The organism is Morganella sp. TYF_1 (genome assembly GCF_043105645.1).
GTDB classification, from domain to species: domain Bacteria; phylum Pseudomonadota; class Gammaproteobacteria; order Enterobacterales; family Enterobacteriaceae; genus Morganella; species Morganella morganii_B.
This window is the reverse complement of record NZ_JBICLU010000015.1, coordinates 328,482-349,499: the sequence shown is the minus strand read 5'-3', so window position 1 is coordinate 349,499 and position 21,018 is coordinate 328,482. Positions and strand designations below refer to the sequence as shown.

Annotated in this window: 14 protein-coding genes and 1 pseudogene; 7 read left to right on the top strand and 8 right to left on the bottom strand. The window is 52.3% G+C overall.

Translation table 11 applies throughout. From position 1 onward, the window contains the following. Positions 1-162 precede the first annotated feature (162 nt). A complete protein-coding gene (locus tag ACF8OF_RS06975) occupies positions 163-1,353 on the top strand; it encodes an amino acid aminotransferase (RefSeq protein ID WP_274369291.1) in 1,191 nt (396 codons plus the stop codon). Between the two features lie 64 nt (positions 1,354-1,417). Here the strand turns inward: ACF8OF_RS06975 and ACF8OF_RS06970 are convergent, their stop codons facing one another. The 4 genes from ACF8OF_RS06970 to aphA all read right to left on the bottom strand — a co-directional run bounded on the left by ACF8OF_RS06970 (position 1,418) and on the right by aphA (position 6,062). Continuing rightward, positions 1,418-2,065, bottom strand: coding sequence for an MBL fold metallo-hydrolase (locus ACF8OF_RS06970; RefSeq protein WP_392496138.1), 648 nt, complete (start codon positions 2,063-2,065; stop codon positions 1,418-1,420). Positions 2,066-2,103: 38 nt separating this feature from the next. After that, a complete protein-coding gene (locus tag ACF8OF_RS06965; RefSeq protein ID WP_025155178.1) occupies positions 2,104-2,652 on the bottom strand; it encodes a YcbK family protein in 549 nt (182 codons plus the stop codon). Between the two features lie 465 nt (positions 2,653-3,117). After that, complete coding sequence (ldtD, locus tag ACF8OF_RS06960) at positions 3,118-4,851, bottom strand: L,D-transpeptidase (protein WP_392496137.1); 1,734 nt, start codon at positions 4,849-4,851, stop codon at positions 3,118-3,120. A gap of 497 nt (positions 4,852-5,348) precedes the next feature. After that, on the bottom strand, positions 5,349-6,062 hold the full coding sequence (gene aphA, locus ACF8OF_RS06955) for an acid phosphatase AphA (protein WP_392496136.1): 714 nt from the start codon (positions 6,060-6,062) through the stop codon (positions 5,349-5,351). Positions 6,063-6,340: 278 nt separating this feature from the next. On the opposite strand from aphA, the gene ACF8OF_RS06950 reads away from it, so the two are divergent. The 6 genes and pseudogenes from ACF8OF_RS06950 to ACF8OF_RS06925 all read left to right on the top strand — a co-directional run bounded on the left by ACF8OF_RS06950 (position 6,341) and on the right by ACF8OF_RS06925 (position 13,515). Further along, positions 6,341-7,018: a hydrolase gene (locus ACF8OF_RS06950; RefSeq protein ID WP_143970642.1), complete on the top strand. Its 678-nt coding sequence runs from the start codon at positions 6,341-6,343 to the stop codon at positions 7,016-7,018. A gap of 160 nt (positions 7,019-7,178) precedes the next feature. Further along, positions 7,179-7,895, top strand: a complete 717-nt coding sequence (locus ACF8OF_RS06945; RefSeq protein ID WP_392496135.1) for a hypothetical protein — start codon at positions 7,179-7,181, stop codon at positions 7,893-7,895. A gap of 161 nt (positions 7,896-8,056) precedes the next feature. Next, positions 8,057-8,656 (top strand): hypothetical protein, encoded by a 600-nt coding sequence (locus ACF8OF_RS06940; protein WP_392496134.1) that lies wholly within the window; start codon positions 8,057-8,059, stop codon positions 8,654-8,656. 154 nt (positions 8,657-8,810) lie between these two features. After that, positions 8,811-10,106: a hypothetical protein gene (locus tag ACF8OF_RS06935; protein WP_392496133.1), complete on the top strand. Its 1,296-nt coding sequence runs from the start codon at positions 8,811-8,813 to the stop codon at positions 10,104-10,106. Between the two features lie 137 nt (positions 10,107-10,243). Then, positions 10,244-10,960, top strand: coding sequence for a hypothetical protein (locus ACF8OF_RS06930; protein ID WP_392496132.1), 717 nt, complete (start codon positions 10,244-10,246; stop codon positions 10,958-10,960). 161 nt (positions 10,961-11,121) lie between these two features. Then, a pseudogene (locus ACF8OF_RS06925) lies at positions 11,122-13,515 on the top strand (NEL-type E3 ubiquitin ligase domain-containing protein). A 106-nt stretch (positions 13,516-13,621) separates the two neighbouring features. Here ACF8OF_RS06925 and mukB read toward each other — a convergent pair. Genes mukB through cmoM form a run of 4 tightly spaced genes read right to left on the bottom strand, consistent with a single transcriptional unit; the run spans position 13,622 to position 20,930 of the window. Next, a complete protein-coding gene (gene mukB, locus ACF8OF_RS06920; protein ID WP_392496131.1) occupies positions 13,622-18,109 on the bottom strand; it encodes a chromosome partition protein MukB in 4,488 nt (1,495 codons plus the stop codon). Beyond that, on the bottom strand, positions 18,106-18,843 hold the full coding sequence (mukE, locus tag ACF8OF_RS06915; RefSeq protein WP_262862730.1) for a chromosome partition protein MukE: 738 nt from the start codon (positions 18,841-18,843) through the stop codon (positions 18,106-18,108). Before mukE ends, mukB begins: the two co-directional genes overlap by 4 nt. After that, positions 18,824-20,149: a chromosome partition protein MukF gene (gene mukF / locus ACF8OF_RS06910; protein ID WP_262860081.1), complete on the bottom strand. Its 1,326-nt coding sequence runs from the start codon at positions 20,147-20,149 to the stop codon at positions 18,824-18,826. The genes mukE and mukF overlap by 20 nt, the downstream gene beginning before the upstream one ends. Further along, positions 20,142-20,930, bottom strand: a complete 789-nt coding sequence (gene cmoM / locus ACF8OF_RS06905; RefSeq protein WP_392496129.1) for a tRNA uridine 5-oxyacetic acid(34) methyltransferase CmoM — start codon at positions 20,928-20,930, stop codon at positions 20,142-20,144. Before cmoM ends, mukF begins: the two co-directional genes overlap by 8 nt. Positions 20,931-21,018 lie beyond the last annotated feature (88 nt).

Sequence of the window (21,018 nt, the reverse complement as noted above, 5' to 3'; positions counted from 1 at the left end):
TGTGATGTATTTTCATACAAACCTCAACAGGACGTCACCCACTTCACAAGATCTTCGTCTTTTTTCTGTAAACAGTTGGCAAATGATTTACAGGGAGTTAACCTGATAACCTTGTGACTGTCCTCTTATCCGCATTATCAGATACTATTGGGATCAACAACTATGTTTGAGAATATTACTGCCGCGCCTGCCGACCCGATCTTAGGTCTGGCTGACAGTTTCCGTCAGGACCCCCGTGAAAACAAAATCAATTTAGGTATTGGTGTTTACAAAGATGAAACCGGTAAAACACCGGTACTGAGCTGCGTTAAAAAAGCGGAAAAGTATCTGCTGGATAATGAAACCACGAAAAACTACCTGCCAATCACCGGGATCCCTGAGTTCGGGACAGTGACTCAGGCACTGCTGTTCGGTGATAACAGCGATATCATCACCGCCAAACGTGCCCGTACCGCACAGGCACCGGGCGGCACCGGTGCGCTGCGTATCGCGGCTGATTTTATTGCTAAACAAACCAGCGCAAAACGTGTCTGGATCAGCAACCCGACCTGGCCTAACCATAACGGTATCTTTGCCGGTGCCGGTCTGGAAATCTGCACGTACAATTACTATGATGCCGAAAATCATGCCCTGGATTTCAATGGCATGCTGGCAAGCCTGGAAGCGGCACAAGCCGGTGATGTGATCCTGCTGCACGGCTGCTGCCATAACCCGACCGGTATTGACCCGACAGCTGAACAATGGGCACAGTTATCTGTTCTGGTAAAAGAAAAAGGTCTGCTGCCGGTCTTCGACTTCGCTTATCAGGGTTTTGCGGCCGGTCTGGATGAAGATGCTCAGGGGCTGCGTATTTTTGCAAAATCCCATCCTGAGATGCTGGTTGCCAGTTCTTATTCTAAAAACTTCGGCATGTACAACGAACGTGTCGGTGCCTGTACTCTGGTTGCCGCTGATCCGGACACTGCCGATCGCGCATTCAGCCAGATCAAGATCGTGATCCGTACTAACTACTCTAACCCGCCGTCACACGGTGGTGCGGTGGTAACGACAGTATTGTCTGATCCGGAACTGAAAGAAGAGTGGATTCAGGAACTGACCACCATGCGTGAGCGTATCAAGCGTATGCGCCAGCTCTTTGTGAACACCTTGCAGGAAAAAGGCGCGAAGCAGGACTTCAGCTTTATTATCCGCCAGAACGGTATGTTCTCTTTCAGTGGCCTGACCAAAGAACAGGTTGCGCGTCTGCGTGATGACTATGCGGTATATGCTGTCAGCTCCGGTCGTATTAACGTTGCCGGTCTGACCCTGGAAAATATGGTTCCGCTGTGTGAAGCCATTGTCGCGGTGCTGTAATGTCGTTTTAGCCATAAAAAATGCCTGACGGTGTCAGGCATTTTTATTTCTGCAGGAATATTGCTTACCAGACCGGCTGCTCATCCTGTAAGAACGGATTGGTGCGGCGCTCTTCCCCGAGTGTGGACATCGGGCCATGGCCCGGGATAAAACGGTACTCATCCCCCAGCGGCAGCACTTTTTCTTTAATTGAACGGATCAGATCCTGATGATTACCGCGCGGGAAATCACTGCGGCCGACCCCCCCTCTGAACAGCACATCACCCATTGAGATCAGTTTGTCCTGCTTATCCACAAAAATAACATGACCCGGTGTATGACCGGGGCAATGCAGCACATCCAGCTCAAAATTGCCGACGGTGACCTTGTCGCCCTCTTCCAGCCACTGATCCGGGGTAAATGCACGACACGGCTCCACACCAAACATCTGGCTCTGCTGAGTCAGTCCGTCAATCCAGAATGCATCTTCCTTTTGCGGGCCGACGATCGGCACATTAAAGTGCTCTGCCACGTCAGCGGTTGCGCCGACATGGTCAAAGTGACCGTGCGTCAAAAGGATTTTTTCCAGTTTCAGGCCGCGTTGTTCAATTTCACGGATAAGACGCGGTGCTTCACCGCCGGGATCGACAATGGCAGCGGCTTTTGTTTCATCACACCAGATCAGGGTGCAGTTCTGCATAAAGCCGGTGACAGGAATAATATGATATTGCATGACACAAAACTCCGGTTAAAGCGGGTAATAACAACAGATTACCACGTTCTGACCGGTCCTGTATCCATATGAACGAAATTACTGGACGGATAATAGCCCACACCACCCGCCCGCATTTTCAGAGCAGCTTTGCGCACCTGACTTAACTGGATGCCCGGAATACGGAAATCCATTGCCTGACCACGGGTGTGATAACTTTTCTTTGCCACACCGGAGGTGGTTCTGCGCAGTTCATTGTTGGTGACCAGTGAACGGTAACCGGATACCAGCTGGATTGGTTTATTGATGTTCATCATCACCTGTAACAGATACATTTGATCAAACAGGTGCGGGTCAATCGTTTTAACTTTATTACTGCGGTGGTCGCGGAACAGCTTGTTCAGGCGGGCCAGTTCAGAGCGGTTATAACGTTTACCGTCAAAAAATTCTGCTTTTAAAAATTCACCGGTATTGAGGTTTTCAAACCGCAAAATTTTCGGCCGGGGTGTGGTCAGGGACGCAAATGCGTGATTCGGTAATAAAGCCAACCCCAGCGCCGCCGCACCAAAACCCAGCCATTTACGGCGGTTATTATCAATTATATCCATTGACGGTAATCACTCTTTATCTGATTAAATATTACATGGCCGGACAGCGATAATAGTGTTCACCGTTCAGACCCGCAGCGGATCGGTTTTGTCTATTTCTGTAAATTTTTGTCAGGTTATTTCAATATTAACGTCAATATGAAGAAAACAACAATAAACAAAACTGACCGTCTATTTTTTACCGATTCAATCCCCCGGAGTCAAATAAAAAAACACATTTTTACGCAGAAAGTAAACTCTGCCGACATTTTCGTGAACACCCGGTGTACAGCGGGTCCGATGCCGCATCCGCTGAGCTTTTGCCGCGCACTGCAATACGGCAAATTTAATCACTTTTAGTTAATTAACGGACTGACCGGATATAATATTGTGCCGTCCATTATTTTTATCCCGGCATGGTTTTCCGGTTAATTATATTTCAACAAAAAAGCCGTTTATTCTTAATAAATAAACGGCTTCATACGATCAGCTTTTTATCAGGAAAGGCGTGATATCCGTTAATTTATCAATACCTTTCAGGCTGCTGTCATCGTAACGGTAAATATCCGCGCGATATTGCGGGATATTCTCCGCATTTACCCAGGCAGTCTGATAATAGAGATAAACCGGAATACGGTTCGGGATAGAGACATAACGGGTACTGCCCGCTTTCAGTGCTCCATCCACGCGGGTTTCGTTCCAGCCCGCATCACCAAGGAGTATCGCCGCGAGATCTTTGGCTTTGTTCACCCGCACACAGCCGGAACTGATAGCCCGCATGTTTTTATTAAACAGGCTGTGGTTCGGGGTATCGTGCAGATAAATCGCCTCTGAGTTCGGCATATTGAATTTATAACGTCCCAGTGAGTTGGACGGGCCCGGTGCCTGGGTTATCCGGTAAGGGAAGTTTGACGGCGTGATAACGCTCCAGTCAATGCTGTACGGATCAACCACAGAGGCGTTGTTACTCCAGCCGTTATAGATGGTGTAACCACGACTGCTGAAGTAACTTGGATCAGCCCTGCCGCGCGGCACAACATCCTGACGGCTCATGGTCGGCGGAACCGTCCACGGCGGATTAATCACCACATTATTCAGGGCGCTGGACATAATCGGTGTTTTACGCTCAGCGCGGCCGACAATGGTTCTGGATTCCAGGATCAGATTATTATCCACATAGAAATACAGGGAAAAATCCGGAATATTAACCAGAATAGCGGTCGGCTCATTGTCCGGCGTAATACGCAGGCGCTGAATATTCACCGCCATAATGGCAGCCCGCATCTGTGGTGTCTTATTCAGCCACTCACGGGTCTGTTTGCCGATGATACCATCGGCTTCCAGGCCATGCTGCAGCTGAAACTGTTTAACCGCCGCCACCAGCGTTTTATCGTAAGCGGCACCGGCGCTCATCATGTCATTGGCAGAGATCAGATTAAAGCGGTGCAGGATCTCACGCAGTGCCCCGACGGATTCATGACTTTCCCCCGGACGTAATGTGCGGTTAATCACCATTTCCGGCCACGGCGCGGTATCCGCCAGCTCTGTCAGCATCGCTTTGCGCATCGGCTGATACATCTTATTCGCCGGTAACAGTGCGTCTGTAAATGCCGCCAGTGTGCCGTTATGTACCGCTGTATTCAGCCGTACCAGTGACGGGGCACTGACCGCCGCAAACGTGAACGGACGGGCACCGTACAGCCATTTATCGCCTTTGCTGCTCACGTTATCGAGGTAATAGAGATAACCCAGTGCCGCATCCGTTAAAATCATATCCCGTGCCAGCGGAGACAGATCCGGTTGTGCCAGAGCATTCAGCCAGGCCGAAAACTGCGGCTGGAATCCGGCAAGTGCGGCTTCCGCCAGCTGATTTTCCAGAGACAGGCGGGCTTTTTCATCGGTCCACAGCGGTTTCAGCTGATGTTCCGCATAAATGTTTGTCAGTGTATCAGTATACAGTAATGGGGTTGCCGCCGGGACTTCACGGCGGATACGGTCAGCGACATCGTTCAGGGGCAGTGCAGTCACACCGGGCACCGGCTCTGCGGGCTGCGTTTCTGTATTTTCAGGTGATTGTGAAAATGTTTTCAGATTTTCCACTTTGGCATCTGCTTCGGTCAGATGCGTTACCGGTGCTGTTGAGGCCCACGAAACAGGCGTCAGTAACAGTGTTCCTATCATGGCGGAAATGGGAACAACTTTTTTAACTCCCGTCACCATAACATCCCTCTCTTATTTTTTATTATGTCTGTTCCGGCCAATTGTTAATGCTTATGGTCAGTATAGTAAATACTTCGTTTAAATGACTTCCCTGCTGATTTTACCTGCCAGAGAATAATTGAAAATAGGATAACAAAAATATTGCAGAAAAAAGGCGTAAATACATCTTTTTAAGATGAATACGCCGCATTAATTGCGAAAATACCGGTATTTCCTGTTATGAAATACATCTCATTCTCTGCGTTTTATCCGGATAAACAACCCGTTGCCGGTAATACAGACAAAAAACTCCGCTATGCCGCGGAGTTTTGAGATTGCTGACAAAGCAGGATAAAACGTGGTTTTTCCTGCTTTGTGTTATCAGCCGAAAATCAATAAATTGATTTTCCTAGTTTATTTTTACACCCTCTGTCGGTCGTCGCCAACCCCTGCGGGTTTGTCAACGGCCTGAAAACTCCGCTATGCCGCGGAGTTTTTATATGATTGACAGATTATCATTAATATTCGGAATTAATCACCACTTCCTCACCGAACTGACCGGCTTTCGGCAGCGGCTGATACGAGGAGTTTGATGCGCGTAATACGCGGATACCCCGGATATTCAGTTCGCGTGCAGCCGCAATATCAGCATCCGCATCACCGTAATAAATTTTCAGTTTGTGATCACGCATCCGGCTGACTTTATTATTCTGCCCTTCCTCATCACCGGCAAAAATAACCGGGTTCATTTTATCCGCCGGAATACGCAGCCCTTCCTGTACATAGTGAGTGACCGTTTCTGTTTTGGTTTTGCTGCGCCCGGTGATGAAATAAACGGTATCACCACGTTTCAGGTGCATCTGAACCAGTTCCGCACCGGATTTCTTCGGCATACTGAATTTATCCCACTCATTATTCATTTTTTCCCAGAATTCCGGGTTTTTCAGATAACTGTAGTCGTCCGGGGAGTATTCCAGTTTACCGCGGTAAAAGCCCGGGCTTGAGAATAAGACGGTGTCGTCAATATCAAAGCCTACTGCCATCGGGGGCTGCCCTTTCAGGCTCTTTTCAATCTGCTCAACCGAAACCCAGTGAATGGCATGCTGTTCTGCCAGCTGAGCAGCGGTCACGCCGTCACTGACTTTTTCCGGCATGTACACGTTGGCATCAGCCACACTGTTGAGGCTCAGCGCGAGTGCCAGTGCACTCAGGGCAAGGGTCAGTTTACGCATTGTATATCCTTAATTTTCTGTGTCGATCACGCGGAGTGAAAATCTAACCATTCCGGTTTCATATTAACGTTATTCAGATCACACTGTGAGGAATCCCGCCGCGTTATACCGGCTGACTTCCGCCTGATTGTTCTGAATTCAGAACATTGTTTATCAATATCCGCACTACTCAGCTTTTCGCTTATGGATTAATTTTAATCCGCACAACAGCGCGTTTCTGAGAAACCTGCTGTTTAAACAAAAATCACCATCAAATTATCATAAGTGAGGGTCTTAAAATGAGTAATCCGGCAAACTTTAATGGTCAGCGTCCTGTTATTAATCCTGATGATGCACTGATGTTGTTAATCGATCATCAGAGCGGACTGTTCCAGACTGTCGGCGATATGCCGATGACGGAATTACGCGCCAGAGCCGCTGTGCTGGCAAAAATGGCAACGCTCGCCAATATTCCGGTGATCACCACCGCGTCTGTGCCGCAGGGCCCGAATGGCCCGCTGATCCCGGAGATTCACCAAAATGCACCGCATGCTCAGTATATTGCCCGTAAAGGTGAAATTAATGCCTGGGATAACCCGGAATTTGTGGCTGCGGTGAAAGCGTCCGGTAAGAAACAGTTAATCATTGCCGGTACCATTACCAGCGTCTGTATGGCATTCCCGGCGATCAGCGCTGTGGCTGATGGCTATCAGGTGTTTGCGGTGATTGATGCTTCCGGTACTTACACCAAGATGGCGCAGGAAATCACCCTGGCACGCGTTGTCCAGGCCGGTGTGGTGCCGATGGATACCGCCGCGGTCGCCTCTGAGCTGCAAAAAACCTGGAACCGCGCCGATGCGGCGGAATGGGCGCAGGCTTACACGCAGATTTTCCCGGCTTATCAGTTACTGATTGAGAGCTATACCAAAGCGCAGGATGTTGTGAATAACAGCGAGATTTTAGATTCACAGCGCTGATACAAAAGGGCTTGCTGCAAATAATGAATGAACCCTGATTAAAAAATTCGCTGCTTCATTATCAGCAGCGAGCCCTAATCAGTCAATGACCGTATTGTGACATAAAGCGCCAGGCAGCTACGATATTCACCCTCATATCAGCTTAAGGTGAGTTTTTATTATGCCATTAAAAATCGGAAACAGATTTTTTCCTGCTGAAATCAGCAACCGCCGCATCAACGCAATAGTCCGCTCTGATACCCCGCCGGAGGTGAGCCTGTGGGAAAAAATCAAGGCGTTTTTCTGCTCAACGAACAAGCCTGAAGGACTGACGCTCATCCGGCAGATTTGTCATGTGCCGGACGAAACACAGTGGGAGACGGTGATCGGAAAATTTGAACAACTCAAAACGCTCACGTATGGCGGATTTAAGGAAAGCGTTCAGGTCGGCCGGAACGGGGAAAATCACGCCTGTATTCTGGACGAAAACGGTGATGAGATGCTGTCAGCCACCTTTGATAAGGATACCGGGGAGTATACCGTGAAGTGTCAGGGGTACAGTAAAACTAACCATTTAAACCCGACCGGGGGATGGGAAACGGAATTAGCAACAGACGCATCCGAAGCGCTTTGGACAGACCATTCCGTCACCGCGGCACCTCAGACTGCACAAAGTTATGAAGCGACCTGGTCTGCGCGGGAAGAGGCTGCACCGGCAGGAGAGGCTTTCAGTCGGGAGAGCGGGACTCCGGATACCATGCCCCGCACCCCGTACCCCGCGCCCCGTACCCGCGCTCCGCGTCCCGTACCCGCCCCCCGAGCCCTGTACCCCGTACCCGCGCCCCGACCCCACACTCCGGACGATTCTGAGCCCGCGATATATTTCAATAATAAATGAACCCTGATTAAAAAATTCGCTGCTTCATTATCAGCAGCGAGCCCTAATCAGTCAATGACCGTATTGTGACATAAAGCGCCAGGCAACTACGATACTAACGCCCATCCGGGCTTTAATATGCCGGACACTCCCAGCATATCAGTTTAAGGAGAGTTTTTATTATGTCATTGCAAATTGGAAACAGATTTTTTTCTGCTGAAATCAGCAACAGCCAGATCAACGCAATAGCCCGCTTTGATACCCCGCCGGAGGTGAGCCTGTGGGAAAAAATTAAGGCGTTTTTCTGCTCAGCGAACAAACCTGAAGCGCTGACGCTCATCCGGCAGATTTGTCATCCGCCGAACGGAACAACGTGGGAGACGGCGACCAAAAAATTTGAACAACTCAAAACGCTCGCGCATGACGGATTTAAGGAAAGAATTCAGGTCGGCCGGGACGGGGAAAATCACGCCTGTATTCTGGACGAAAACGGTGATGAGATGCTGTCAGTCACCTTTGATAAGGATACCGGAGAGTATACCATGAAGTGTCAGGGGTACCTTAAAACTGACTATTTAAACCCGCCCCGGGTATCAGAGGAGGTATTGGTACTATCTGCAGAAGAAGTAACCGAAATGATGAGAGATGGTATAGATGTATCTATTACTCCTATCTCAGCCAGCGAGGATCAGACTCCGGATACCATGCCCCATGCCCCGGGCACCGCGCCTCGATTCCACATCCCGAACGATTGGGAGTCCCCGATATCTTTATTTCCCTGATTAAAAAATTCGCTGCTTCATTATCAGCAGCGAGCCCTAATCAGTCAATGACCGTATTGTGACATAAAGCGCCAGGCAACTACGATACCAACTCCCATTCAGACTTTGATATGCCGGACACTCCCGGCATATCAGTTTAAGGAGAGTTTTTATTATGTCATTTCACATTAGAAACAAATTTCTTTCTGCTGAAATCAGCCACAGCCAGATCAACGCAATAGCCCGCTCTGATACCCCGCCGGAGGTGAGCCTGTGGGAAAAAATTAAGGCGCTTTTCTGCTTAACGAACAAACCTGAAGCGCTGACGCTCATCCGGCAGATTTGTCATCCGCCGGACGGAACAACGTGGGATACGGTGACCGAAAAATTTGAACGACTCAAAACGCTCGCGTATGACGGATTTAAGGAAAGAATTCAGGTCGGCCGGGACGGGGAAAATCACGCCTGTATTCTGGACGAAAACGGTGATGAGATGCTGTCAGCCACCTTTGATAAGGATATCGGGAAGTGTACCGTGAAGTGTCAGGAGTCCACTAAAACTGACCATTTAAACCCGACCGGGGTATGGGAAGCGGAATTGGCAATATCTGCAGAAGACGCATCCGAAACGCTTTGGACAGACCATTCCGTCACAGCGGCACCTCAGACTGCACAAGGTTATGAAGCGACCTGGTCTGCGTGGGAAAAAGCTGCACCGACAGGAGAGGCTTTCAGCCGGGCTGCTGCGGTACAGAAGATGCGTAACTGCCTGTATAATGACAAAACAGAGCTTAAACTGGAGGACCTTAAGCTCACCTCCTTACCCGATTATTTGCCGCCGGATATTACCGTACTGAACACTACCGATGTTCCATTAAACTATTTACCGGAGTTGCCGGCAGGGCTGCAGACGCTGCTGTGCAGTGGTAACCAACTGGTCCACCTGCCAGTGCTGCCGGCAGGGCTGCAGACTCTGTGGTGCGGTCGTAACCGGCTGACCTGTCTGCCGGTGTTGCCGGCAGGGCTGCAGGAGCTGGGGTGCAAGAATAACCACCTGACCCGTCTGCCACCGTTGCCGGCAGGGCTGCAGGAGCTGTGGTGCGGTCATAACTGGCTGACCTGTCTGCCGGTGTTGCCGGCAGGGCTGCAGAAACTGGTGTGCGATCATAACCACCTGACCAGTCTGCCAACGTTGCCGGCAGGGCTGGATCTGCTGATGTGCAATCTTAACCGCCTGACCCGCCGGCCGGAAAATATCACCGCTCTGTCCCGGACGGCATATATCAATATATCTGATAATCCTATCTCAGAGAGCGAGAGCCGGACCCCGGATACCATGCCCCGCACCCCGTACCCCGCGCCCCGTGCTCCGCGCCCCGTACCCGCGCCCCGTGCCCTGTACCCCGTACCAGCGCCCCGACCCCACACTCCGGACGATTCGGAGCCCGCGATATATTTCAATAATAAATGAACCCTGATTAAAAAGTTCGCTGCTTCATTATCAGCAGCGAGCCCTAATCAGTCAATGACCGTATTGTGACATAAAATGCCAGGCAGCTACGATACCAACTCCCATCCCGGCATATCAGTTTAAGGTGAGTTTTTATTATGTCATTTCACATTGGAAACAAATTTTTTTCTGCTGAAATCAGCAACAGCCAGATCAACGCAATAGCCCGCTCTGATACCCCGCCGGAGGTGAGCCTGTGGGAAAAAATCAAGGCGTTTTTCTGCTCAGCGAACAAGCCTGAAGCGCTGGCACTCATCCGGCAGATTTGTCATCCGCCGGACGGAACAACGTGGGAGGCGGTGACCGAAAAATTTGAACAACTCAAAACGCTCACGTATGGCGGATTGAAGGAAAGCGTTCAGGTCGGCCGGGACGGGGAAAATCACGCCTGTATTCTGGACGAAAACGGTGATGAGATGCTGTCAGTCACCGTTGATAAGGATACCGGGGAGTATACCGTGAAGTGTCAGGGGTACCTTAAAACTCACCATTTAAACCCGACCGGGGGATGGGAAACGGAATTAGCAACAGACGCATCCGAAGCGCTTTGGACAGACCATTCCGTCACAGCGGCACCTCAGACTGCACAAAGTTATGAAGCGACCGGGTCTGCGTGGGAAGAGGCTGCACCGGCAGGAGAGGCTTTCAGTCAGGAGAGCGGGACTCCGGATACCATGCCCCGCACCCCGTACCCCGCGCCCCGTACCCGCGCTCCGCGTCCCGTACCCGCCCCCCGAGCCCTGTACCCCGTACCAGCGCCCCGACCCCACACTCCGGACGATTCGGAACCCGCGATATATTTCAATAATAAATGAACCCCGATTAAAAAGTTCGCTGCTTCATTATCAGCAGCGAGCCCTAATCAGTCAATGACCGTATTGTGACATAAAATGCCAGGCAGATACGATACTAACGCCCATCCGGGCTTTAATATGCCGGACACTCCCGGCATATCAGTTTAAGGAGAGTTTTTATTATGTCATTGCAAATTAGAAGCAGATTTTTTTCTGCTGAAATCAGCAACAGCCAGATCAACGCAATAGCCCGCTCTGATACCCCGCCGGAGGTAAGCCTGTGGGAAAAAATTAAGGCGTTTTTCTGCTTAACGAACAAACCTGAAGCGCTGATGCTCATCCGGCAGATTTGTCATCCGCCGGACGGAACAACGTGGGATACGGTGACCGAAAAATTTGAACGACTCAAAACGCTCGCGTATGACGGATTTAAGGAAAGAATTCAGGTCGGCCGGGACGGGGAAAATCACGCCTGTATTCTGGACGAAAACGGTGATGAGATGCTGTCAGTCACCTTTGATAAGGAGACCGGGAAGTGTACCGTGAAGTGTACCGTGAAGTGTCAGGAGTACCATAAAACTCACCATCTCACCACCACAGCAGCACACCGGACTACACAGGATTATGAAGCGATTTGGTCTGCGTGGGAAAATGCCGCACCGGCAGGAGAGGTTCCCGGCCGGGCTGCTGCGGTACTGAAGATGCGTGACTGCCTGAAAACTAACCATACATTCCTCAATCTGTGCTACCTTAAACTCACCTCCTTACCCGACTATCTGCCGCCGGGTATGACCGCATTTTCCGCGCCCCGCGGTGCATTGACATATTTGCCGGCAGGGCTGCAGAGGCTGCACTGCGAGGGTAACCAGCTGACCGTTCTGCCGGCGTTGCCGGCAGGGCTGAAGGAGCTGCACTGCAAGGGTAACCAGCTGACCGTTCTGCCGGCGTTGCCGGCAGGGCTGAAGGGGCTGCACTGCGAGGGTAACCAGCTGACCGTTCTGCCGGCGTTGCCGGCAGGGCTGAAGGAGCTGCACTGCGAGGGTAACCAGCTGACCGTTCTGCCGGCGTTGCCGGCAGGGCTGAAGGGGCTGCACTGCGAGGGTAACCAGCTGACCGTTCTGCCGGCGTTGCCGGCAGGATTACGGAGGCTGAACTACAGTGAAAACCCGCTGACCAGCCTGCCGTCGGTGCTGCCAACAGGACTACAGGAGCTGAGCTGCTGTCATAACCAGCTGACCAGCCTGTTCCCTCTGCCAACAGGACTACATACGCTGCGCTGCAATCATAATCAGCTGACCAGCCTGCCCCCTCTGCCAACAGGACTACGGGAGCTGCGCTGCGATAGTAATCAGCTGACCAGCCTGCCGGTACTGCCGGAAAGGCTGCAGAGGCTGATAGCTGACAATAACCAGCTGACCAGCCTGCCGGTACTGCCCCGGGAGCTGCAATATCTGTTTGGCTCAAACAACAGGCTGACCAGCCTGCCGGTATTGCCCAGGTGGCTGCTGACGCTGTCTGTCAACAATAACCAGCTGACCAGCCTGCCGGCGCTGCCGGCAGAGCTGCAGCGCTTGTATGTCGTAAATAACCAGCTGACCACTCTGCCTGGTATCGCCGGCCTGGCCTGGGTTACACATATATCTGTATCCGGTAATCCTCTTTCAGCGCACACGCGCCGGTACCTGGATACTTTAGTCCGTGATCAGGCCTATTCCGGAAGACTCCCGGCGGATGAACCAGTACCTGCGGACAGATGGTAGTCCTTCGGACAGGAAGATAATGCTGACGCCTTCAGTACCTTCCCGGACAGGCTGAAGGAGACGGAGAACTTCAGAAAAGACCCCGGTTTTAAAGCTCAGATAGCCTCCTGGCTGACGCAACTGGCTGAAGATGATGCACTGAGAGAAAAAACCTTTGCCATGGCAACCGGGGCAACATCAAGCTGTAAGGACCGGGGCGCACTTGCGCTGAACCGGATGAAGAACGCGGGGCGGATCTACGATGCAGGCAAAGGAAAATACGATAACAATCTCTCTGAACTGGTATCCGCAGGGCGTGAAATATTCCGGCTGGAGAAGCTGGAGCTGATTGCCTACAATAAGGTCCGTACACTGCGTGAAGTTGATGAAACAGAAGTTTATCTGAGTTACCAGAATAAACTGAAAGAACAGCTTGAACTGAGCAGTGTAACAGCAGAAATGCAGTACTTTAATCTTTCACATATTACAGAGTCAGACCTGCGGGGCGCCGAAATCCGGGTGAAAATTGCCGAAGACCTCCGGTTCAGAGAGTGGATTCTGCAGTGGGCTCCGTTACACAGCGTGCTCAAGCGTACAAACCCGGAACACTGGGAAACACTCTGTGAAAAGAAAATATCAGATTATGATAACGAATTCCGGATGCTGTCTGACACGGCGCTGAAACCGAATGGACTGGCTGGTGATATCGATGCTGAACGGACTGTCGGAGTAAGAGCGCTGGAGAGTGCAGAGCGGGCATTCCTGAATGGACTCCGCCCTCTGGTGAACAATATGCAGGGCAACTATCCGGGGAATAAATGGTTTTTAACCAACTGACCCGCCTGCATATCACTGACCCCGGTATAACTGACAACCCCCATATAAAAACAAATGAGCGCACTGCTGCGCTCATCTGCTTCAGCGAAAAAACGGGAGAGAGAAATCAATCCTGCTCTTCTTCCCCGTCATTCTCCTCTTCCGTCACCGGCTCAGACAATGCCTCCGGTGCCGGTGTTGGTTCCGGCTGACCGAAGCCGCGCAGTCCCACCACATGCACATGTTCCTGATTGTTGAAGACTTTACGCACCAGTTTATAGGTTGTGCCTTTCTCCGGACTGATATTTTCCGGGGCTGCGATAATCAGCTGCATCTGTAAGCGATCGCACAGCTCAAACAGGGTGGCGATAGATTTCGCATCCAGACGCGCAGCTTCATCCAGGAACAGCAGACGGCACGGCGAAATATCTTTGCTGCGCAGGCGGCGGGATTCTTCTTCCCAGCTCTGCACCACCATCACCAGAATGGACATCCCGGTACCGATCGCCTCACCGGTGGATAACGCCCCGCTCTCGGCTTTCAGCCAGCCGTCAGAACCACGGTTGACTTCCACTTCCAGCTCAAGATAGTTACGGTAATCCAGCAGTTCCTCACCGATGGTCTGCGGCAGACGCTGCCCCATATCCACCTGCGGGTTCAGGCGCTGATAGAGTTTCGCCATCGCTTCGGAGAAGGTCAGACGCTGGCTGGCAAACAGATCCTGATGCTGATCGTGCTCTTCGGAGAGCACATCCAGCAGTATCGCGTGGCTTTCACGGATATTCACATTCAGGCGCACCCCTTTGACCTGACCAAATGCCACGGCCTGCAGGCCCTGGTTAAGCATGCGGATACGGTTCTGTTCGCGCTGAATCGTTTTGCGGATGATATTCGCCACACTTTTCGAGCTGATCGCCAGTTTCTGTTCACGGGCAGTCAGTTCATCGGTCAGACGGGCCAGCTCGATTTCCATCTGTTCGATGGCGTCGATCGGATCATCGGTTTTGATAATATCCTGGCGGATACGTTCGCGCAGGTGGCGGTACACTTCGATAAAGAACTGTACTTTGCGTTCCGGACGCTTCGGATCTTCGGACAGACGCAGTGCATCACGCAGATGTTCGTTATCCGCCACCGCCTGACGCAGCGCTCCGAGGGCTTTATCCGACATGGAACGCAGTGTGTCCGCATCTTCATAAGCCAGTTCACGGCGGTGAAGGCGGCGCTCCACACCACTCTCTTTCACCATCCGCATCACCGCACACCAGCCCGCTTTGGCGGTCACGACCTGCCCGCGGATCTGCTGGTAATCACGCTCTGCTTTGCGCAGACGTTTTTGCAGGTTATCCATTTCCGATTCCCCGATCCCCAGCTGTTTCTCCAGCTGATTGATACGGGCGCGGTTATGGCTGACCTGGTTGTACAGTTCATCACGGCGCACACGGGCACGCTCTTCCGCATTGGCATCCGCCTGAACACCAATCTCGCTCATTTCGCGCTCAAGTTCGCGCAGCATATCCGATTTGGTTTCATACGAGCTGCGCAGTGAGGCCAGAACCTGATTGAATTCCGCACATTTGGTCTGCTGCTGACGCAGCATCTCACGTGTACGGCTACGATCCGATTCCGCATGCTCCAGACGCTGACGCAGTTTGTCATTAAGATCGGCATTTTCTGTCAGCATGCCGGCGGATCCGCCATAATTAAAGTGCTGACGGCGCTGTGCGACTTCTTCAAGGGCGAACGTCTGCTGACGGGCCTGCTGCTGCACCTGTTTCGCGTTTTCGTAATCGCGGATCAGGGCTTCGTGCTGCTCCGGATCACTCTGGAGAACAGTAACCATCGGCTCCAGTTTGCGCAGCGCTGTGCCGTATTGCTGGATATGACGGGCAGACTCTTGTGCATCGGTCAGCGCGTCACGGATCTCATCCGCGCGATCTGCCAGGGTTTCATCAAGCAGCAGAGCAGTATTCGGGATCAGGCGGTTAAGGATGCTCAGGTTTTCTTTGATCTGCGCGTACTGCTGACGGGCAACAGCGGTCTGATCCTCAAACTGTGCCAGCTCGCGCTCCAGCTCATTACGGCGCTGATTCAGTGTGCGGATTTCCGCTTCCGGGTCAGCCTCAAAGGCCACCGAGATATTTTTACCGACAAAACGACTGAATGCCTGATGGGCACGCTGCATTTTCTGGACATCAAAAGAGAGTGTTGCCAGGCGTTCTGCCAGCTCATCCCGTTCATGTTCCAGCACTGCCAGCTGATTTTCCCGCGCCGCGCGACCGAACAGCGGCACAGACGGGAAGCGGGAGTAACGCCACTGGCGATCAGTGCTGCGCACCAGCACCGCTCGCTCCAGCTCTTCGGTGGTGAAGACGCTGTCATCAAAGGATTGCGGATCCCCTTCAATCAGATAGAGGTCTTCCGGACAATCATCGAGGGCATCCAGCATCGGACGCACAGCGCTGAGATCCGGCACCACAATCGCATGGCGTGCCGGACCGTACAGGGCGGAGAAATACGGTGCGTCATCAATGGTGATGTCATCATAGATTTCAGACAGCAATATGCCGCCGAAACGCTCCGCCAGTCCCAGCATACGGCCGTCTTCCGCACCGCTCGGCTGACTGAGCCGCTCAATGTCTTTTTCCAGCTGTGCTTTTTTCAGCGCGATTTCATCACGCTCAACAGTCACTTCGCGCTCACGCTCCAGCAACTGCTGCATATATTCGGTAACATCGTTGGTGCTGGTGAACGTTTCATGTGACTGTTCACACAGTTGTGTCAGTGCTTCCTGTGCCGCCAGCCAGGCCGGCGCTTTGACTGTCAGCGACTGGATCTGCTGCTTCAGCTGTTCTGCCTGCTGACGCATTTCCATACGGCGCTCACCGCTTTCACTGACACTGACACTCAGGCTTTCCTGCTGCGCCTCAAGGGTCATCAGCATGTCATCCAGCCCGTCCGCCTCAATCTGCTGCCCGATGCGCTTGCAGAAATCATCCAGCGATTTCTGTGCATTGTGCTGACTGTGCAGGCGCTGTTCGAGTTCTGATAACTGCTGACGCAGTGGTTGTACGCGGTCAGCCATCATCTGCTGTGACGGCAGGTCACGCAGTAATTCGCGGGCAGTCTGATAAGCTTCGCTGCGGCTGACTTCACCCACAACGGATTTCACCAGCTCATACGCCTGAGAGAACTGGCTGTGTGCGGCCTGTGCCACACTCATTTTCTGCTCAAGCCCTAACAGGGATTCTGTTGCCTGCTCTTCACGGGCGCGGAAGGTTTCCAGCCATTCATCCAGTGAATCAATATCCAGCTGCGGCAGCTGACACACGGCTTTGGCGCGTTCCAGCGCCTGTAATGCCTGCTGATACTGAATGGCGCGGGTCTGCTGAACGTCCAGTGCCTGCTGGTAATCAGCCAGCTGGCTTTTCAGCTCATCCACTTCCTCTTCCGCAACATGGTTGCGTTCTTCATATTCCGCCAGTTGTTCTGCGGCTTCTTCCGCCACTTCCGTCTGTTCTTCCAGGCGGAATGTCAGCTCTTCGACATCAGCCTGATAGCGGTCAATTTTTTCCTGCTGACGCATCGCTGTCTGTACCAGCGTCAGGTGATCACTGGCTGCCTGGTAATCGGTTTCCAGATCAGCCGATGACGCTGTCTGCTCTGCCAGTTCGCGGGACATTTCCACCTGACGGAACTGTTCGCTGATCAGCTGCTTACGGCTGCCGAGCAGTTCCCGGCGCACAGAGAGTGCCTGGTCGATATGCACACGGCGCTCATTGGCGTGACGCATATAATCCGCAGAAACGTATGCGGTGGATTCCGTGATCAGGTGTTTGAACAGGTCGCGGTCAGACTGGGTAACGCGGATAGCTTCCAGTGTGATCCGGTTTTCACGCAGTGCCCCTTCCATATCCTGGAAGGCTTTGCGCACCCCGCTGTTTTCCGGCAGTAAATAGTCACGCAGGGAACGGGTGATAGCGCTGGAGATACCACCGTAAAGTGACGCTTCGATCAGGCGGTAGAATTTGCTGCGGTCGCCCGCAGAACGCAGACGTTTCGGGATAACACCCAGTTCGAACAGCACCGAATGGTAATCGGTAATCGAGTTAAACTGTTTGAAATGCACACCTTCGATATCATCCAGACGGGCTTTCAGGTCATTCAGCGGCAGAACCCGCACCTGGCGTTCACTCAGCTGTTCGCTGACAATTTGAGTCGGGGAGTACTGTGTCGGTAAGCCCTGAATCATAAAGGATTTGATATCGACTTTTTTATCACGTCCGGCAATCTGCTGAAGACGCACCCCCACCAGCACGCGCTGATGGCGGGAGTTCACCACATCCAGCATGGCGTAGCACACGCCGGGACGCAGTTTACCGTGCAGACCTTTATCACGGGAACCGGATGTTGCCCCGGCTTCGGTGGTGTTACGGAAGTGCAGCAGGGTTAAATCCGGGATCATGGCGGTAATAAACGCCGCCATGGTGGTGGATTTACCGGCACCGTTACCGCCGGACAAGGTGGTGACCAGCTCATCCAGATCAAAGGTGCGCGCAAAAAAGCCGTTCCAGTTGACTAACGTGAGCGAGCGGAATTTACCACGTTCAATCATTCTTCATCCTCCGCTTCATCCGTCGCGTTGTCATGTTCAGATTCTTCATTATCATCGTCCTGATCCTCAGGGCGCGGGTGTTTTTCTTCTTCCGCAAGAGACTGAGCCTCACCGTCACGGATAAGACGCAGCTGCGCTTCGCGCGGATCATCACCGCTGCGGACATCTGCACCAAAGCGGAAAACAGATTCGGCAATCACAAACTGGCTGTTATCCGCCGCAACAAATGTGATCATCCCCAGGCGGCGCAGGCGGTTCAGCGCACCACGGGTTTTTTCCAGTAATTTCTGTTTGTCCAGGTCAGAGCCGGTGGAGCGGTTATTCACCACTTTCAGCAATTTGGCTTCATCCGCCAGTGACAGCAGCTCTTCATAGAGTTCCGCCGTGGAGAAAATGCCCTGGTTGGCGAGACGCTCCGGGCTGAGGTACAGATAGCACAGCACCTTGCCGACCAGCATTTCCAGTTCGGATAACACCGAGCGCGGGATCAGCGTGGTGGAACGCGGGCGCAGATAGAAGAACCCTTCCGGGGCACGGACCAGTTCCACGTTATAACGGGCGTAAAAGCCTTCCAGTTCATCCTGGAAATCCATCAGAAAGGCATGATTATCCAGATCATCCACGCCGATATGGCGGCCTGAACGCAACTGGCTGTCAAGTTCCGGAAAAAGGTTGTTGGCAAGTGCCTGAGCCAGCTTTGCTGACATAAAGTGTTCAATATGTGTCGATGACATGTGCCTGCACCTTCGCTCCGTATTCATTAATTGCTGACCATTCCGCCGGGATGCCTGAGAAATCAGCATCAGCCACCCCGAGGCGGACAGCCTGATCCACGATAATCCGTGCCACATCGAACTGGCGGCTGCGCGGATATTTCGCGAGGTAATCGCGCAGAACCGCGCCCAGATCCAGCGGCTTCGCCTGTGCTTTATACACAGCCAGCGCAGTTTCCATCATAGCGGCAAGCTCTTCGTTGACCTCGCTGAATTCTTCATATTCCAGATCCGGCGGTAATTCCCCGGTCACTTCGTCATCACGCAGTGCCATCTCTTCATCACGCATATCCAGCAGGCGATCCGCATTGGCGACATTAAGCGCCCACGGCGAGTCAAAATAGTGCTGAACAGAATGGCGCAGACGCTGCGAGAAAATACGGTTTTTATCCATATCGATAGCGGTACGGATAAATTTATGGACATGGCGGTCATAACCAATCCATAAATCAATAGACTGCTGGCCCCAGCTGATAATACGGTCGAGTTTGGCCTGCAAATCAAAAATCAGTTTATCCACCAGTTCGGAGCCGGTCGTTGCGCTCATGTTGGCATCCTGGATGCGCAGCAGGTTCGCCTGTAATTTGTCACCGGCGGCTTCGAGCGTATCCTGCAATTCCCGCAGTGTGAGAGACGTTTCGGATAACAACTGCTCACAGTTGGCAATGGCGGCCTGCCAGTCCTGATTCAGCAGTTTGGCGATATCGTCTTTTACCCCGTTTTGCTGCTCGTCCATAATGCGCTGCGACATATCAATACTGTCGAAAATCTCCGCCACGGAATATTTCAGCGGGGCAAACACATGACGGTGCCAGTGAAATTCATCCCCGCCCTCTTCGGCGGCATCTGCCGCGCGGCTCAGTTCACCGGCCACAATCGAGAGCTGCATGGATAAACGCAGTGAGGAAAATTCACGCTGGCGGATATAATAATCACTGATGCCGATCCCGAGCGGGGTCAGCCGGTAAATCGCATTACCCTCAAAGATATCACTGGTAAAGCGGTTAAATATTTTCTGGCGCACCATATCATTGATGGCATTATTCGCGCGGACCGCGACAGATTCCGTTGTCTGTTCAAAGCCTTTGCAGACTTCGCGGAAGGCATCCACCAGTTCCCCCTCGCTCATTTCACCGTCGATGCGCTCACTGTTAAGCACGGCGACAGACAGTAAAAAAGCCAGCCGTTCCGGCGGCAGCGCGATGGAGAAATCATTCTTTCGCGCCCATGCCACGAGTTCCGGGACTGTTTGGGTAAACTCACTCATTGTCCATCCTTCTGATCGGTTTTCGTGCCATAACGTGAATATAGCGGCCTAAGCTGATATAAGGCTCCTGACGGCAATAGCGTTGCTCCAGTGCCAGCAGCGCCGGAAAATCACGGTTTTGTAACTGGCGGCTCTGCAGATAATCATGGAAAACCCGCACGCCGGTTTTTGCCTCAATCGTCAGACGACAATCATCCAGCCACTGATAAACCTGTTCCGGCATAAGGGGATTCTGCGGCGATAACGAACGCTTGCGGCGGCGCTGAATTTCCGGGGTTGCCAGATGAAAATTGCCTAATATCGCATTGCGCATCACAAGGCCGTTCGCATTGTAGAACATTAACGACAATGCACCACCGCCCGCTATTATAGCGGTCAGTGCTTCAATTGCACCTTTTTGATCTGTGATCCACTCCAAAACGGCATGAAATAATACCAGATCAAACGCCCCCTCAGTGTGAAGTGCGATATCCTGTGCCGCACAATGAATAAAGGACATATTTTCTGCCACGCCGTCATCCTGCGCGGCCTGCTGTGCACGGGCAATCATCTCTTCTGACAGATCGCACAATACCACCTGATGCCCCAGCGCAGCCAGGCGGCGGGAGAAGAAACCGTCACCGCCGCCCGCATCCAGAATGCGCAGCGAACCCGGTTTCAGCCGGGTCAGTAAGGCGTCCAGATCCTGCCAGACCACCGCTTCGCGGATTTGCCCTTTTGTTGTGCCATAGATATTGCGGGTGAATTTCTCCGCGATATCGTCAAAATTACGATCAACCATGAAAACCTGTGTTCAGTTCCGGGGGATATTTCGGGTCAGCCTGCGGCGGTTTCCCGCGCAATCCGGCTATCTTCAATTGTATTGCCGG